8 protein-coding genes and 1 pseudogene are annotated in these 15,097 nt (G+C 74.3%); 1 reads left to right on the forward strand and 8 read right to left on the reverse strand.

Going from position 1 to position 15,097, the window contains the following annotated elements:
• Window positions 1-114 precede the first annotated feature (114 nt).
• From ACZ4VF_RS12325 to ACZ4VF_RS12345, 5 genes are all read right to left on the reverse strand, one after another.
• Window positions 115-4,671: an Rne/Rng family ribonuclease gene (locus ACZ4VF_RS12325; protein ID WP_467925358.1), complete on the reverse strand. Its 4,557-nt coding sequence runs from the start codon at window positions 4,669-4,671 to the stop codon at window positions 115-117.
• Window positions 4,672-4,933: 262 nt separating this feature from the next.
• Window positions 4,934-5,719, reverse strand: a complete 786-nt coding sequence (locus ACZ4VF_RS12330; RefSeq protein WP_467925360.1) for a TIGR03936 family radical SAM-associated protein — start codon at window positions 5,717-5,719, stop codon at window positions 4,934-4,936.
• Window positions 5,720-5,767: 48 nt separating this feature from the next.
• A complete protein-coding gene (locus ACZ4VF_RS12335; RefSeq protein ID WP_467925362.1) occupies window positions 5,768-6,847 on the reverse strand; it encodes a hypothetical protein in 1,080 nt (359 codons plus the stop codon).
• Between the two features lie 37 nt (window positions 6,848-6,884).
• On the reverse strand, window positions 6,885-7,484 hold the full coding sequence (locus ACZ4VF_RS12340) for a DUF3159 domain-containing protein (RefSeq protein ID WP_467925364.1): 600 nt from the start codon (window positions 7,482-7,484) through the stop codon (window positions 6,885-6,887).
• 64 nt (window positions 7,485-7,548) lie between these two features.
• Window positions 7,549-10,173, reverse strand: a complete 2,625-nt coding sequence (locus ACZ4VF_RS12345; protein WP_467925366.1) for a SpoIIE family protein phosphatase — start codon at window positions 10,171-10,173, stop codon at window positions 7,549-7,551.
• Between the two features lie 128 nt (window positions 10,174-10,301).
• Between ACZ4VF_RS12345 and ACZ4VF_RS12350 the strand changes: the two genes are divergently transcribed.
• Window positions 10,302-10,475, forward strand: a complete 174-nt coding sequence (locus tag ACZ4VF_RS12350; protein WP_467925368.1) for a hypothetical protein — start codon at window positions 10,302-10,304, stop codon at window positions 10,473-10,475.
• 122 nt (window positions 10,476-10,597) lie between these two features.
• Here the strand turns inward: ACZ4VF_RS12350 and ACZ4VF_RS12355 are convergent, their stop codons facing one another.
• The 3 genes and pseudogenes from ACZ4VF_RS12355 to ACZ4VF_RS12365 all read right to left on the reverse strand — a co-directional run bounded on the left by ACZ4VF_RS12355 (window position 10,598) and on the right by ACZ4VF_RS12365 (window position 15,071).
• Window positions 10,598-12,286 carry a PP2C family protein-serine/threonine phosphatase gene (locus ACZ4VF_RS12355; protein ID WP_467925370.1) on the reverse strand — a complete coding sequence of 563 codons (1,689 nt, stop codon included), beginning with the start codon at window positions 12,284-12,286 and terminating at the stop codon, window positions 10,598-10,600.
• A 490-nt stretch (window positions 12,287-12,776) separates the two neighbouring features.
• A pseudogene (locus ACZ4VF_RS12360) lies at window positions 12,777-13,688 on the reverse strand (bile acid:sodium symporter family protein); the annotation flags it as partial.
• 54 nt (window positions 13,689-13,742) lie between these two features.
• Window positions 13,743-15,071, reverse strand: coding sequence for a Dyp-type peroxidase (locus tag ACZ4VF_RS12365; protein WP_467925649.1), 1,329 nt, complete (start codon window positions 15,069-15,071; stop codon window positions 13,743-13,745).
• Window positions 15,072-15,097 lie beyond the last annotated feature (26 nt).

Below are 15,097 nucleotides of genomic sequence, written 5' to 3' on the forward strand. Positions count from 1 at the left end.
CCGGTGTGGGTCTACCTACAAAACAACCCCCCCCACAGAAGGGGCTGCCCATCCCCCCTCCCCCCCCCCACTGCTGTCCTCCTCTCCCTTACCCCCCCCCCCACACCTCGGGCGTCAGCCCTCGTCGCCGGCGGTGGAGACCGTGGTGGTCTTCTTCGCCGTCGACTTCGCGGCGGCCGTCTTGGCGGTCTTGGCCGCCTTCTTGGCCGTCGTCTTCTTTGCGGCCGTCTTCTTGGCCACGGTCTTCTTGGCGGCCGTCTTCTTCGCCGCGGTCTTCTTGGCGGCCGTCTTGCGGACCGCCTTCTTCGCGGGAGCCGTCGCCTCGGCGACCTCCTCGGCCGTCACCTCACCCGCCGGGGCCTCGGCAGCCGGGGTCTGCGCCACGGGAGCCTCGGCGGCGGGCGTCTCCTCCGTCGCCGGGGCCGACGGGACGACCACGACGGCCGCCTCCTCGGACGCGGTCGGCGCGGTGGCCTTGCGCACCGCACGGCGGCGCGGGCGGGCCGGAGCGGCGGCGGCCTCGGCCTCCGCCGGCTTCCCGGCCGGGGCCTCGGCCACCGGCGCGGCCTGCTCCGCCGGCGCCTCGGCCGCGGGGGCCTCGGCGGCCGGAGCCGTCTCCGGCACCGTCACCACGGCCGCCTCGGCACCCGCGGGAGCACCGGCCGGGGCCGACGCCTTCCGGGTCGCCCGACGGCGCGTACGGCCCTTGGGCGCGGCCTCCTCGGCGGCGGGAGCCTCGGCCTGCGGCGCCGGGACCACCTGGTCCTCGGCGGCGACGGGCTCGGCCAGCGCCTCGGCGGCCGGCTCCGGCTGCACCGGACGCGCGGCGGCCTCCTCGGCCGTGACGTCCTGGGCGGTCGGGACCTCGGCCTCGGCGGCCTGCTCGGCCTCGGCGGCCCTGGAAGCCCGCTCGGCCCGGGAAGCCCGCTCGGCCTTCTCCGCCTTCGGCGCACCCGCCGGAGCGGACGCCCGGCGGCTCGCCCGGCGCCGCGTACGGCCACGGGTGGCCGCCGCCTCCGCCTCGGCGACGCTGCTGTACAGCTCCTCGTCCGGGGCGAACTCCGGCGCGGGCAGGGCCACCGGAGTGGCGGCCTCGGCGGCCACCTCCGCGGCGGTCTCCGCCTCGGGCTCGACGGCCTCACCGGTCTCCACGGCCACGGCGGCGGTCTCGTGCACGTGCTCGTGCACGGGCTCCGGCGCCTCGGCACCCCGGCCGCGCTTCTTGCGCTTGCCGCCGCCCCCGTTGGCGGTGGCCTGGTCGATGTGGACGATGACACCGCGGCCGTTGCAGTGGACGCAGGTCTCGGAGAAGGACTCCAGCAGGCCCTGGCCGACCCGCTTGCGGGTCATCTGCACCAGGCCCAGCGAGGTCACCTCGGCCACCTGGTGCTTCGTACGGTCACGGCCCAGGCACTCCAGCAGGCGGCGCAGCACCAGGTCCCGGTTGGACTCCAGGACCATGTCGATGAAGTCGATCACGATGATGCCGCCGAGGTCGCGCAGCCGCAGCTGGCGCACGATCTCCTCGGCCGCCTCCAGGTTGTTCCTGGTGACCGTCTCCTCCAGGTTGCCGCCCTGGCCGGTGAACTTGCCGGTGTTGACGTCGATGACGACCATCGCCTCGGTCCGGTCGATCACCAGCGAACCGCCGCTGGGCAGCCAGACCTTGCGGTCCAGCGCCTTGGCGAGCTGCTCGTCGATCCGGTAGGTGGCGAAGACGTCGACCTCGCTGGTCCACCTCGACAGCCGGCCGGCCAGGTCGGGGGCGACGTGCGAGACGTACCCGTGGATCGTCTGCCAGGCCTCGTCACCGCTGACGATGACCTTGGAGAAGTCCTCGTTGAAGATGTCCCGGACGACCCGGACGGTCATGTCCGGCTCGCCGTACAGCAGCGTCGGGGCGTTGCCGCCGTTCTTGGCCTTCTTCTGGATCTCCTCCCACTGCGCCTGCAGCCGCTCGACGTCCCGGCGCAGCTCGTCCTCGCTCGCGCCCTCGGCGGCGGTGCGCACGATCACGCCCGCGTCCTCGGGGACGATCTTCTTGAGGATGGTCTTCAGCCGGGCCCGCTCGGTGTCGGGCAGCTTGCGGCTGATGCCGGTCATCGAGCCCTCGGGTACGTACACGAGGTAGCGGCCGGGCAGGGAGACCTGGCTGGTCAGTCGCGCGCCCTTGTGACCGATCGGGTCCTTGGTGACCTGCACGAGGACGGACTGGCCGGACTTCAGGGCGGACTCGATGCGGCGCGGCCCGTTGGCCATGCCGAGCGCCTCGAAGTTCACTTCACCGGCGTACAGCACCGCGTTGCGGCCCTTGCCGATGTCGATGAAGGCGGCCTCCATCGAGGGCAGCACGTTCTGGACCTTGCCCAGGTAGACGTTGCCGACGTACGAGGTGGACTGCTCCTTGTTGACGTAGTGCTCGACGAGCACGCCGTCCTCCAGGACGCCGATCTGCGTACGGTCGCCGTGCTGACGGACCACCATCACGCGCTCGACGGCCTCGCGGCGGGCCAGGAACTCGGCCTCGGTGATGATCGGGACGCGTCGGCGGCCCTGCTCACGGCCTTCCCGGCGGCGCTGCTTCTTGGCCTCCAGACGGGTCGAGCCCTTGATGGACTGCACCTCGTCGGACGGCTCGCTGGCCTTGCGGGGCTCGCGGACCTTGACGACCGTGCGCTCCGGGTCGTCGGCGGACGGCTCGGCGTCGGTGGCGCTGTCACCGGCCCGGCGACGGCGGCGACGACGGCGGCGGCTGCCGGCGGTGGAGGCGCCGCCCTCCTCGCCCCGGGCGTCCTCGGCGTCCTCTTCCTCCTGCTCGGCGGTGTCCTCGGCGTCCTGCGCGGCCTGCTCGGCGGCCAGTTCCTCGGCGTCGGCGTCCGCGTCGCCGGACTCGCCCTCGGCCGCGTCACCGCGACGGCGACGGCGTCCGCCACGGCGGCGACGGCGGCGCGAGCCGGACTCCTCGTAACCCTCGGCGCCCTCGGCCTCGTCGCCCTCCTCGCCGTCGGCGAGGTCCTCGGCGGACTCGGGGGCCTCCTCGGTCTCCTCCTCGGTCTCGTCCTCGGCGGCGGCCTCGGCCGGCCGGGTCTCCTCCGCGGGTCCGCCACGGCGGCGACGGCGACGGCGGCCACCGGTCTCGGCACGCTCCTCGGCGTACTCCTCCGGCTCCTCCACCTCGGCGGCCACCTCGGCGGCCGCCTCGGCGGCGGCGCGCTCCGGGGTCTGGAACTTGGGCTCGGCGAAGACCGGCGGCTGGAAGACGGCCACGGCGGGACGGGCGGGCCGGCGCGGGGTCTCGCCCTCGGCGGACTCGGCGGTCTGCGGCGCGGCGAACCCGGACGCGGCCCGGACGACCCGGCGCCGGGCCCGACGCGGCGCGCCGGCCTCGGCGGCCGGAGCCTGCTCGGCGGCCTGCGCGGCGGTGGCGGGCTCGGTGGTGTGCGTGGTCGCGGGGACCTCCGGGGTGTGGGTGGTCACCGCGGCCTCCTCGGTATCGCCGGTCCGGCCGACCTCGTCGGCTGCGGCTTCCTCGGCGGCGGGGGTGGTGGCGGGCGCGGTGGCCCGGCGGCGCGTACGGCGGGGAGCGGCCTCCTCGACGGGAGCCTCCGCGGCCTCCTTGGCCTCCGTGGCGGCCGGAGCGGTCTCGGGCTCGGCGGCGGCCTGGGCCGGAGCCTCCTCGGCCTTCGTCTCGGCGGCTTCCTCGCTCGCGGGCGCGGCGGTCCGGCGGGTGGCGCGGCGGCGCGTACGGCGGGGAGCGGCCTCCTCGACGGGAGCCTCCGCGGCCTCCTCGGCCTCCGTGGCGGCCTCGGGCTCGGCGGCGTCGGCGGCGGGGGCGGTCCGAGCGGCGGGCGGAGCCTCCTCGGCACCCTTCGGCGCACCGGCGGGCGCAGACGCCCGGCGCGTGGCGCGACGGCGGGGACGCTCGGCGGGAGCGGCCTCCTCGACGGCGGGCGCCTCGGCGGCGGGCGCTTCGGCGGCAGCGGTCCCGGCGGGCGCGGCGGCCGGTACGACCGTCTCGGCGGCCTCGGCGGACGTCGGAGAACCGGCGGGCGCCGACGCACGGCGGGCCGCACGGCGACGCGGACGCGCCGCGGGAGCGGCCTCCTCGGCCGCGGGTGCCTCGGCGGCGGGAGCCTGGGCGGCGGGCGCTTCCGTCGCGGGCGTCTCGGCTGCGGCAGCGGTCTCGGCAGCGGCGGCGGTCGGCGCGGAGACACTGCGCGTGGCCCGGCGGCGGGTGCGGCGCGGTGCCGCCTCCTCACCGACGACGACCTCGCCGGCCTCGGGAACCGCGGCCTTCTCCGGTTCGGCGTTCTCGGCGGCTGGTACGACCGTCTCGGCGGCCTCGGCGGACGTCGGAGAACCGGCGGGCGCCGACGCACGGCGGGCCGCACGGCGACGCGGACGCGCCGCGGGAGCGGACTCCTCGGCCGCGGGCGCCTCGGCGGCGGCGACCTCTTCGGTGCCCTGGGTCTCGGCGTCCTCGGTCACCTCGGTGACCTCGTCGGCCTCCGCGGCCGGTATGGCCGGCACGGTGACCTCCGCGGGCGCCTCCGCGGCCGCGGAGGGCGGGCCCGCCGGGCGGGAAGCGGCACGGCGACGCCTGCGCGGCGGCAGGGTGTCGCTCGGGGTGTTCGGTTCGGAACCCTGGGTGGGTTCGGTCGGTTCGAGCATGCGGGCGTTTCTCCCGTCAGGCTCCCGGGCGCCGCGCCTGGTCCGGCGGCGGTCTCAGGGACCGTCCGCCGTTGACGTCCGCGGCCCGCGCGATGCGCGATGGCCGCCGTCCGGGGCGCGGGCGCCGCACGGGAGCACTCTGTGTCCTGTCTCGCCGGTTCCGTACGCCTTGTCGGTACGGCCTGGCGAAAGTCTTCTGGTCGGTGCGCTGCCCGACCCAGGTGGCTCCCGAGTACGAGGGCGGCGCTTACGACGTCCGTCCCTACGCGGGACCTTCCGGCGTCGCCGCCGTCGCGGCGGCGGCCGACTGGGCCGTGAGGGCCCCGGCAGCCTCGCGGTCGGGCGCGAGCGGGTCGGTCACCGTGCCGGTCTCTTCATCGAACAGCCCCTGCGCCAGCCTGGTCACCGCTGCGGGGACCGGCGGCGCCAGGTCGGCCACGGCGCGGAGACCGGACAGGACGTCGTCGGGTCGTACGGCAGGCGTCACGTGCCGAACAACCAGCCGCAGTATCGCACAGGGCTGGTCGCTCGGCCTATCAGCCTGCGAACTGTGTGTCTCCGTGGTCTCCAGGCTCACCACGGCCGGACGGGCGTCGAAGGTGCGGACACCGTTCTTGGTCATCCGCTGCACCTCGACGGTGTCGGCCTTGGTGAAGGCCTCGACCGCGCGCTCGGCGTCGGCCGGGTCGACGCCGTCCAGCCGCAGCTCCCAGACGGAGGCCGTCAGCCGGTCGGCGAGACCCGAGGTCCGCGCCTCGACCGCCTCGGTGACGTCGAGCCCGGCGGGCAGCGACTCGTCGAGGAGGACGCGCAGGGTCTCGGGGTCGCGCGCTTCGGTGAGCGCGATCTCCAGGTACTCCGCCTCACTGCCCGTGCCGGTGGGTGCGGCATTGGCATACGACACCTTCGGGTGCGGCGTGAACCCCGCCGAGTACGCCATGGGCACCTCGGCGCGGCGCAGCGCCCGCTCGAAGGCGCGCTGGAAGTCTCGGTGGCTGGTGAACCTCAGGCGGCCGCGCTTGGTGTAACGCAGTCGGATGCGCTGCACCGCGGGTGCGGGCGGCGGGCCCTCGGGCTGTCGCTTGCCCAGTGTCGTTCAGTCCTTCGTGAGAGCGGTCGTACTTCTACCAAGAGTACGTGTGTCGCGGCCCGGGAGTTCCCGCCGGTCCGCCACGGCCGGCTGCCGGGGCTCGCCGAAGAGCACGCGGCGGACGTCCGCGCGGGCCTGCCGCACGGTGTCCCGGGCCGCTGTCAGCGCCTCGCGCGCGACCCGGCCCACCGCGCGTGCGCCCGCGGCGACGGGCCGCAGGACGGCGTCCCGTACGACGTGTCCGACCGGGGTGAGGACGGTCCGGTACACCCAGCGCACGGGCTCCACGAAGATCCACCGGAAGAGGGTCCCCAGAGCCCGTCCCACGGCCCGGGAGATCCGTCCGGCGATCCTCCAGGCGTGCCCGAGGGCCTCCCCCGCCTCCCGCGCGAGGACCGCGAGGAACCGTCCGACGGGCGCGAGGACCCAGCGCCACAGCGCCAGCGCGGGCAGCACGAGCAGGACGCGGGCGGTCCGGTACAGGGCCAGTCCGGCACCGGTGACGAGGATCCCGAGCAGCCACCCCACTCCCCGTGCGCACCAGGCGACGGCCCGGCCGACGGGCGCGAGGACCCAGGTGTACAGCCACCGCGCGGGCACGACGAGGAGGTACCGCGCCAGCCAGGCGACGGCCGTGTACACCCCGGTCCCGACCGCGGCCAGTACCAGGCCGACGCCCTTCAGCAGCCAGGTCAGCGCGTGACCGGCCGGGGTGAGCACGCGCGCGTACACCCACGCGAGGCCGTGCCCGACGGGCGTGAGGACGTACCGGTGGAACCGGACGGCCGGTACGACGACGAGGACCCTGCCGAGCCAGGCGAGCGCCACGCCGGCGGGGACCAGGACGTACCGCCACAGGCCTACGAACGGCCACACGAACACGGCCCTGCCGAGCCAGAGCAGCCCCCGCCCGAGGGGCCGCAGGACGGCGTTCCGCAGCAGGCGCCCGGTGACGACGAGCGCGTCCCACACCATCCGCACCGGCACCACGAGCACGAGGACGACGATCCGCACCGGGAGGCGGACGGCGACGACGAGGCACCCTTCGGGCTGTTGCGGCTCAGACGGCGGTTTCTGCAGGTCCATACAGGGACAGACGCCGGGGACGGCCGTTCGGATCCCGTCAGGCGGCACGCGCTTTGTACGCCTCCGGGTACCGCTCGGTGAACTTCACGGCCGCGACCAGCAGGGCGATGGGCACGACCCAGTCGAACCAGTCGTCCTGGGCGGGGTAGCGGACGGCCAGCCAGGTCGAGACCGTCATCAGCGTGAAGGCGACGCCCCACAGGGCCGTCAGCACCCGGTTGACGTGCCGGAAGACGGGCGAGTCCCACACCTCGCGGGGAGCCTGCTCGCGGGCGTACTGCGCGGTGAACGGGTCGACGAGCAGCGAACCGAGCGCCACGGCGGCCACCAGCCCGTTGGAGATGACCTGCGCGTACGTCTCCAGCCAGGCCAGCTCCCCGCGGTCCAGGGCCAGCGCGAGGACGGAGAGCACGGCGAAGAACACGATGCCGGTGACGTCGAGGACGCGGAGCCTGCCGTGCAGCATGTCCTGTCCCGACAGCACGATCGAGGCGACGAGGGCCGCGAGGGCCGCGTACTCCCAGGTGCTGGGGCTCGCGACCACTCCGAAGATGATCCAGGGCGCGAACGACAGGAAGACACCGCCGGTGCTGACGGGCCTCTTCGCGGAGTCCTTCGTCGCCGTCTGCTGAGCCATCGGGTTTCCTCCCGTCAGGTGCGGGAAACGCGGGTGCGAACGGGTAGGGGTGGGAAGCGCCCCCTCAGGCGGCGGCCGGCGGCGCGGCCGGGGGGGTGGGACGCAGTGCGAGCAGGGCGATGTCGTCGGCCGCGTCGGCACCGAAGGTGATGATCAGGTCGTCGCAGAAGACGTCGAGGGGGGCGTGTGCGTGCGCGGCCGTGTACCGGCGGAGCCGCGCCATCGCGTCGTCGAGGGACTCCCCGCGGCGTTCGATGAGGCCGTCGGTGTAGAGCAGCAGCGTGGAGTGGGGCGGCAGCCGGTCGCGGGCGGAGGGCCGGGGGAAGTCGGGGTCCATGCCGATCAGCAGGCCCCGGCCGGTGTTCAGGTAGCGGGTGTCACCCTCACGGGTGGTCAGCAGGGGCGGCAGGTGTCCGGCGGAGGCGTGGTGCAGTTCGCGCGGTCCGGCGTCACCGTCCTTGATCAGGGCGTAGACGCAGGTGGCGGTGGACTGCGGATACAGGATGCGGCTCGCGAGGTCCAGGCGGCGCAGGACGTCGCCGGGCGGCTCGGGACGGTCGACGGCGATACCGCGCAGCGTGTTGCGCAGGGTGCTCATGGAGACCGCGGCCTGCAGGTCGTGCCCGGACACGTCGCCGATGACCAGCGCCGTCCGGCCGCCGGGCAGCGCGAAGGCGTCGTACCAGTCCCCGCCGACCTCGGCGGTGGTGCTGGAGGGGACGTAGCGGGCGACCAGCTCCAGGTGGGAGACCTCCGGCAGCTCCGGCAGCAGGGCCCGCTGGAGGTGTACGGCGGTGTGCTGGACGTACCGGTGCAGACGGGCGTTGTCCAGCCCGAGCGCGACCCCGCGGACGAGTTCCGCGATCCGCAGGACGTCCTCCTTGGTGAACGGGGGCTCCTCGCGGGCGCGGACCAGCGTCAGGGCGCCGAAGACCCCGCGGTGGGCCCTGAGCGGAGCGACGACGGCGCTGCCTCCCCCCAGCTGCCGCACCAGTGCGACCTGCCGGGCGTCCAGGGAGCTCAGCGGCCGGTCGAACCGGGACATGTCCGAGATCAGCAGCGGACCCGCCCCGCGCAGCACCCGCGGCAGGGCGCCGTACGTGGTCTCGGACACCGGGGGCAGTGTGCCCAGGTGCTCCTCGCCGACCAGCACCTGGGGATCGCGGTGCACGACGCAGACCCGCTCCACCCGCCCGTGCTCGTCCAGGAGATCGCCCGCGCACCAGTCGGCCAGCCGCCGGGTCAGCGCGTGACACACCCGCCGCATCCGGTCATCCACGTCGAGGGTGCTGGTCAGGGCCCTGGAGGTGTCGGCGAACAGGGACAGCCACTCCGCCCCGGCGGCGTCGGCGCCCACCGTCCCGGCCTTCCTCGTCATGGCCGGCAGATGGACCGGCCCCGGCACGGGCCGGGTCGTGTGAGCGCCCTCCCGGGGAGCGTGCGGCGCCGCGGGGACGGCGCTCCTCGTGGTGAGCTGGGCGACGAACACGGTGCGCCCGTCGACCGCCTCCTGTGTCTGGACGTACAGGCGGACGGGGACCACCCGCCCGTCCCGGTGGAGCGCGGGCACCGGTATCGACCGCCCCAGGATGCGGGCCTGGCCGGTGAGCAGCAGCGAGGTGAAGGCCGCCGCGTGCCGGTCGCGCAGGTGCTCGGGCATGAGGACGGTCAGCCGCTGCCCCACGAGTTCCTGGGGGTGCCAGCCCAGCAGGCTCGCGGCGGAGCCGTTCACCGCGATGATCCGGTTGCCGTCGTCGGCCGCGATGGTCGGCACACTGCTGGCCTCCACCTCGCCGACGTCCCAGGGCGCCAGCTCGACCGGGGTGGCGCCCGGCGTGCCGGGCAGCCGGGTCCACGGTGTCGCCGCCCTCCCGGACAGCTGGCCGACGATCTGGTCGAGCAGCCAGTCCCGGAAGGCCCGGATCTGCGGCAGCGCCGGGAGCGCGAGCAGGCTCTCCTGCTGCGCCGCGGCCTCCGCCTCGTCGAGTACGCGACGCAGGGTCGTCACGGCCGCGGCGGCGTCCTCCGGGAACGCCACGCGCAAGGAGAGCGTCGAGCTGTCGGGGGTCTCCTGCTCCACCGCGGTCGTCATGCAGGCGGAGACGATGTGACCGGCGTCCTGGGCGACGACGAGGTCCCGCGGCGCTTCGCCGGGCGCGGTGAGGCACAGCTCGCGCAGCACCCCTTCCCAGTGCTGTTGCGCGGCCCAGTACAGGGCGTACGGCATGTCCCTCAGCGTCACCGTCACCGTACGGCCGGACGGCGCCACGGTCTCCCACGCGGACGCGGGCGGCGCCGGAGCCTCGGGCCACAGCTCGAACCAGACCGTCTTGCCGTCCTCGCGCCTCTGCACGCCGTGGCCGGCGGCCAGCTCCTCCACCAGGATCAGCCCTCTGCCGGTGCCGGCGTACGGATGCCGGTCGTGCGGCACCACCCCCTTGTCCGGCCGCTGGTCACCGACCCGCACGTACACGCGGCCCCCGGCGCACCAGGCCCGTACCTCCACCTCCGTACGGGCGTGGAGCACCGCGTTGGTCACCAGCTCGCCGGCCAGCAGCTCGGCGGTGTCCGCCACGTCCGGCCCGGCCCCTTCCGCCACCGACCGCACGAACCGCCGAGCCTCCGGCACGCTCTCGGGCGCCGCCGCCAGCCACAGCGTCGGCGCCCCGATCGGAGCGGGGGTGCCCATACCGCCTGGGTGCCCACAAACCCCCGCCTGAAAAGGGCGGTGACCCTGCGCGGACCCGGGGACCGCGCAGCGTGGTTTCCCGGCCCGCCGCACGGGCACACGCAGGGTGACACAGCGGAGGTACGGACATGAGCACCGGAGAACGGGCCAAGGCGAAGGCCGAACAGGTACTCGGGAAGACCGTGCGGAAAGCGGCCCACGCGGTACACAAGGAAACCCTCGCGGCGAAGGGTGCCGCGCTCGAAGCACGCGGCAGGGCACGCGGCGCGAAGGAACAGGGCAAGGACGTCTTCAAGCCCTGACGCACGCGCACGGGCCCCACGAGCCCCCTTCCCCGCGGGAAGGGGGCTCGACGCGTCAGCCGGTCGGCTTGCGTGAGAGACGCGGCGGCCACCGCTTCCCCCCTCCTGCGGGAGCGGCTGCGTCAGCCCGACCAGCCTGGTACGTACCGCACCGCCAGCAGGGCCACGTCGTCGTCGTTGTCCGACGGGCGCGCACGGCTCAGCAACTCGTCGGTGAAGGTCTCCAAGGGGTGGTGGGCCAGGACCGCCGCGTGCCGGCTCAGCCGGTCCATGCCCTCGTCCAGGGTGCGGGACCGGGACTCGATCAGGCCGTCGGTGTAGAGGACGAGGGTGGACCCGGGCGGCAGCTCCGCCGTCCCGTCGGGGCGGACCCGCTCGGGCGCGACGCCCAGGAGGATTCCCTGACCGTCGGTCAGATAGCGGGTCACACCCTCGCGGGTGACCAGCAGGGGAGGAGGATGACCGGCATTCGTCCAGGACAACTCGCACCGGCCGGCGTCCTCCGTCATGCGGGCGAAGACCAGCGTGGCCATGGAGACCTCGGCGATGCCCAGCGTCGCCTGGTCGAGCCACTCCACGATCTTGCTCGGCGGCTTCTCCTGGGACACGGCGTACGCCCTGAGCATGTTCCGCAGCTGTGCCATGCCGGCCGCGGCCTCCAGGTCGTGCCCGACGACGTCCCCCACGACGAGGGCCGTGGCGCCGTCCGTCAGGGTGAACGCGTCGTACCAGTCGCCCCCTACGTGCGAGGCGTCCGGCGCGGGCAGGTAACGGACGCTCATGCTGCGGCCGGGTGAGCGCGGCAGCTTCGGCAGGAGATGGCGCTGCATGGTCTCGGCGACCATGCGCTGACGCTGGTAGAGGCGGGCGTTCTCCAGGGCCAGGCCGGCACGCCGGGCGATGTCCTCCAGCAGGGCGATGTCCATCGCGGTGAACCGTTCCGGCTGGTCGGAACGGCCCAGGGTGAGGGCACCCATCACGTCGTGCAGGCTCCGCAACGGCACCACGATGGCCGAGTGCATGCCGGTCGCCTCGAACAGGCGCCGCTGCTCCACGGCGATCCCGGAGTCGGGCGGGCCCTGATAGGTCTCGGGGCCGGCGAAAGAGGACGCGACGCCGCGCAGGGCGCGGGACAGCGGCATCTGGGACTCCTGCAGCACCAGCGGCATGGGCCCCTGGAGGTCCTCCCGGAACACCACGGTGCCGCCCTCGGCCTGGGCGACCGCGAAGCGCCGTACTTCGTCCCGCTCACCGATCAGGTCGATGACCGCCCAGTCGGCGATGCGGGGCACCACGAGACTGATCAGGTGCCGTAGCCCCTCGTGGATGTCCAGGGTCGACGTGAGCAGGGTCGTCGTGTCGGCGAGCAGGGCAAGCCGTTCCAGTTCGGAGAGCCGTCCGCCGGCCGGTGACTGCCGAACGGGCCGTTCCGTGCTCCCGACGGGGTGGAAGAGGACGAGTGTGGCCGACGAGCGGACCCCGATGTCACAGGCAGTGGCGAGCCATCCCACCCGCACCAGCGTGCCGTCGCCGCGCTCAAGCCACTCGTCCTCCCCCTGCTGCGTGACCCCGCCGAGGAGACTGTCCCGTATGCGGCACCGAGACCTCGGCATCGGTTCCCCACAGCTGGTGCGGTGCAGCAGCTCGTGAGCGTCCCGGCCGACCAGGTCGGCGGCGGGACGGGCCAGGAGTCGCTCGGCGCACGTGTTGACGGCGACGATCACACCCTGCTCGTCCGCCAGGCAGGCACCCGTCCCCAGGGTGTCAAGCGTCCTGACCACGGCTTGCTGCGGGCCGTCGGGGCCCCTCATCGCTGACCTCCCACACGGGGACATCACGGACATCGATGGATCCGGGTACCCCCGCGCACACGGATGACCCCCGAAGCGGCGGTCCCGTCGGCCCGACGGAGCGAAGCCCGGCCGGAGCGGCGCCGTCCCCCGGGGCACTGCCGGCCTCGACGGGCGAGAGGGCGGAACGACTGCCGCGGCCGAAGCCGGCCGTCACCTCGTCCCCCCTCGCCCCCGCCGACGCCTCCCTCACCCGACCGCACCCGGTCGAGCGCCCCGCTCACGTCCGTGCGCGTGACCACGCGCGGCCGGCGTCGGACCACCGTTCTCGACCGTCGACCGGAGCGACGTCCCGCCGGCCGGACCCGTACTGGACGCGGGTGCCCGTCCGCGGCCGGTCCCCGAGATCGCGGCGGCGTCCCCAGGAGCCGGCGTTTCGTCGGCACAGCTCCTCGGCGCGAGGCCACGACGCCGGTGATCCGTCCCGTGGCCCTCGACGGGCGCTGCCGCGTCATCGCCGGTCATGCGTCCGCGCCTCCGCCTCCGCCGCCGTGGGGGCCTTTCGCCTGCTGCTCAGGAACGTGGCGATCGGCAGGGCCGCGGCCAGGCCGCTGAGCAGGACGGCGGCGAGTGCGCCGAGGATGGCGGGCTGGTCGTCGAAGGCGATGCCGATCGCGGCCAGTGCGGGGCCGGCGTTGCGTACCGAGGCGACGCCGCCCATGGTGGTGCGCCGCACCGGCGGGCCCGTGGACAACAGCGCTCCCGCGGCGAAAGCGACGGCCGAGAGCAGAAACCCGGCGAGGAGGGCGAGCGAGCCGAGGAGCGCGACGACGCCTTGCCAGTTGCCGAGCAGCATGCCCGCCAGCACGATCAGGAAGGTGACGTTGGAGACGGTCGCTGCCGGAGGGTGCCACGACCGCGCGGTGGGCTCGGCGTATCGGCGTACCAGCAGACCGATCGCGAACGGCACGAGTTGCAGCAGGGCCACCGTCCGCACCAGTGCTCCCACGTCGAGGGAGACGTCGGTGCCGACGTCGGCCGCGGTCAGGAGGCCGTTGACGGTGGGGGCGAACGTGATGCTGCCGACGGAGGCGAGCAGCACCTGCATCGCCGCGCCGCCGACGACGTCACCGCTCTGCACCATGGCGAGTTTCGCCCCGAAGGGACCACCCGGGGAGGCGGCGACCAGCACCAGCGCGATGAAGGCGGCGGAGGACAGGCCGAACAGGGCACCGATGCCCCAGCCGAGCAGCGGGACCACCACCAGATTGGTGAGCAGTGCGAGCAGCAGGAGCGGGACGTCGGTGAAGATGCCGCGCAGTGCCGAGACCGTGGCGCCCAGACCGGCTGCGAACATGGTGGCCGCGATGAAGACGACGGTGACGGCGTTGAGCACCAGGTGCAGGGTCTCCATCGGCTTCCCCTCGGGCGGCGTCGCGGTGGGGACGGCGCCGCCGGGGCGTCCGTCGCCACGCTGTCAGTCGTGCAGACCGCCGAGCCAGCGCAGGGCGGTCAGGCTCGGCAGGAAGCAGTACTCGCCTCCCCGGGTGACGACGAACCGCGGCAGTGCGGTGAGGCGCCGGCGCAGCGGCCGCTGGGGAATGGTGAAGTCGGCGGAGCCGTCGCGGGATCCGGTCACGGGGTCCTGGGCGTTGCCCGCGCCGAAGAAGACACCGTCGTGCATCCACTGGGACTGGACGAACTCGAACTGCCGCCCCAGGTGCGCGCCGATGAACGCGAACATCAGCCCGCGGTCGACTCCGTCGTCCTCCAGCACCCCCTCCGGCAGCGGCGGGCCGTAGACGGCGCCGCGGCGGATCATGCGGTGCAGGCGCACCTCTCCCGCGACCGCGGCGTCACGGGGGTTGGCCCGCCGGATGTGGCAGCCGCCGGGAGTTGTGAACCCCAGCGGGTCGTCGCTCTCGTACAGGAACGTGTTACGGCGGTACGGGTCCGCGCCGAGGGCCGGATCGTCCTGCCGCGGCGCCAGCGCCAGGGGGGCTCCGCTGCGCCAGCGTCCCATGATCTTCGCGGCGATCAGCTCCTCGTCCTCAGGCCCCCGGGAGTTCTCCCTCAGACAGCGGCGGAACTCACCGACCCTCTGATGGAGCTTGCGGAAGACGGCGTAACTGCCGTTACGCCCCAGCACGGTCGGCTGCGGGGCCTGGACACCACCGAGCTCGTCCGGGTAGCCGAGGACGAACTCACCGGCCTTCAGCGGCACTTCCAGCTGGTTGGATCCCGGTATGCCGCTGCCTTCGACGGCCGGATGGCTGACCCCGTCGCGATAGCCGAAGTGCTCGGTCTCGGTGGGCAGCGCGTAGCAGTCCTGCCGCCATACCGCCGTCACCCCGGAAAGCCGGTCGTACGCCGGCCGGGCCCGGTCGACGGCCGCCTCCAGCCGGGCGGGGTCGGGCGCGACCGCTGTCATCACCACATGCACATCGGGACCGCCCAGCGGCGCTTCCCAGTGCTCCGGGCCGCTCTCGCCCACATCGCCCAGCGCCCTGGCACGCGCCGCCATGCCCTGCCGGAACTCCCAGGCGAACGTCTCCAGCGAGGCCCGCGGCACCCCCAGCACCTCCAGGCCGCGACAGGTGACGGCCACACTCACCCAGGTCTCCCCCAGAGGGCTGACCGAGTCCGCCGCGGAGGTCACCGCCGTGCTCGCGCGGCGCATCAACTCCCGCCCCTGCGGCGGGTCGTCGATGCGGAAGGCGAGGTAGGTCGCCGCGTACGGTGTCGGCCGGGCGCCGAGAACCCCGCGCTGGATGTCGTCGAGTCGCAACGCGATGTCGTGGTGCATGCTCACGGTCGACCTCCGTGCCGGCC

This window comes from Streptomyces sp. NPDC029151 (assembly GCF_055564315.1).

Bases quoted from the DNA above. Each gene is read 5' to 3' on its own strand.
- ACZ4VF_RS12365 (WP_467925649.1), bottom strand. From the start codon at position 15,071: ATGCACCACGACATCGCGTTGCGACTCGACGACATCCAGCGCGGGGTT.
- ACZ4VF_RS12335 (WP_467925362.1), bottom strand. From the start codon at position 6,847: ATGGACCTGCAGAAACCGCCGTCTGAGCCGCAACAGCCCGAAGGGTGC.
- ACZ4VF_RS12355 (WP_467925370.1), bottom strand. From the start codon at position 12,286: ATGAGGGGCCCCGACGGCCCGCAGCAAGCCGTGGTCAGGACGCTTGAC.
- ACZ4VF_RS12340 (WP_467925364.1), bottom strand. From the start codon at position 7,484: ATGGCTCAGCAGACGGCGACGAAGGACTCCGCGAAGAGGCCCGTCAGC.
- ACZ4VF_RS12350 (WP_467925368.1), top strand. From the start codon at position 10,302: ATGAGCACCGGAGAACGGGCCAAGGCGAAGGCCGAACAGGTACTCGGG.
- ACZ4VF_RS12325 (WP_467925358.1), bottom strand. From the start codon at position 4,671: ATGCTCGAACCGACCGAACCCACCCAGGGTTCCGAACCGAACACCCCG.
- ACZ4VF_RS12345 (WP_467925366.1), bottom strand. From the start codon at position 10,173: ATGGGCACCCCCGCTCCGATCGGGGCGCCGACGCTGTGGCTGGCGGCG.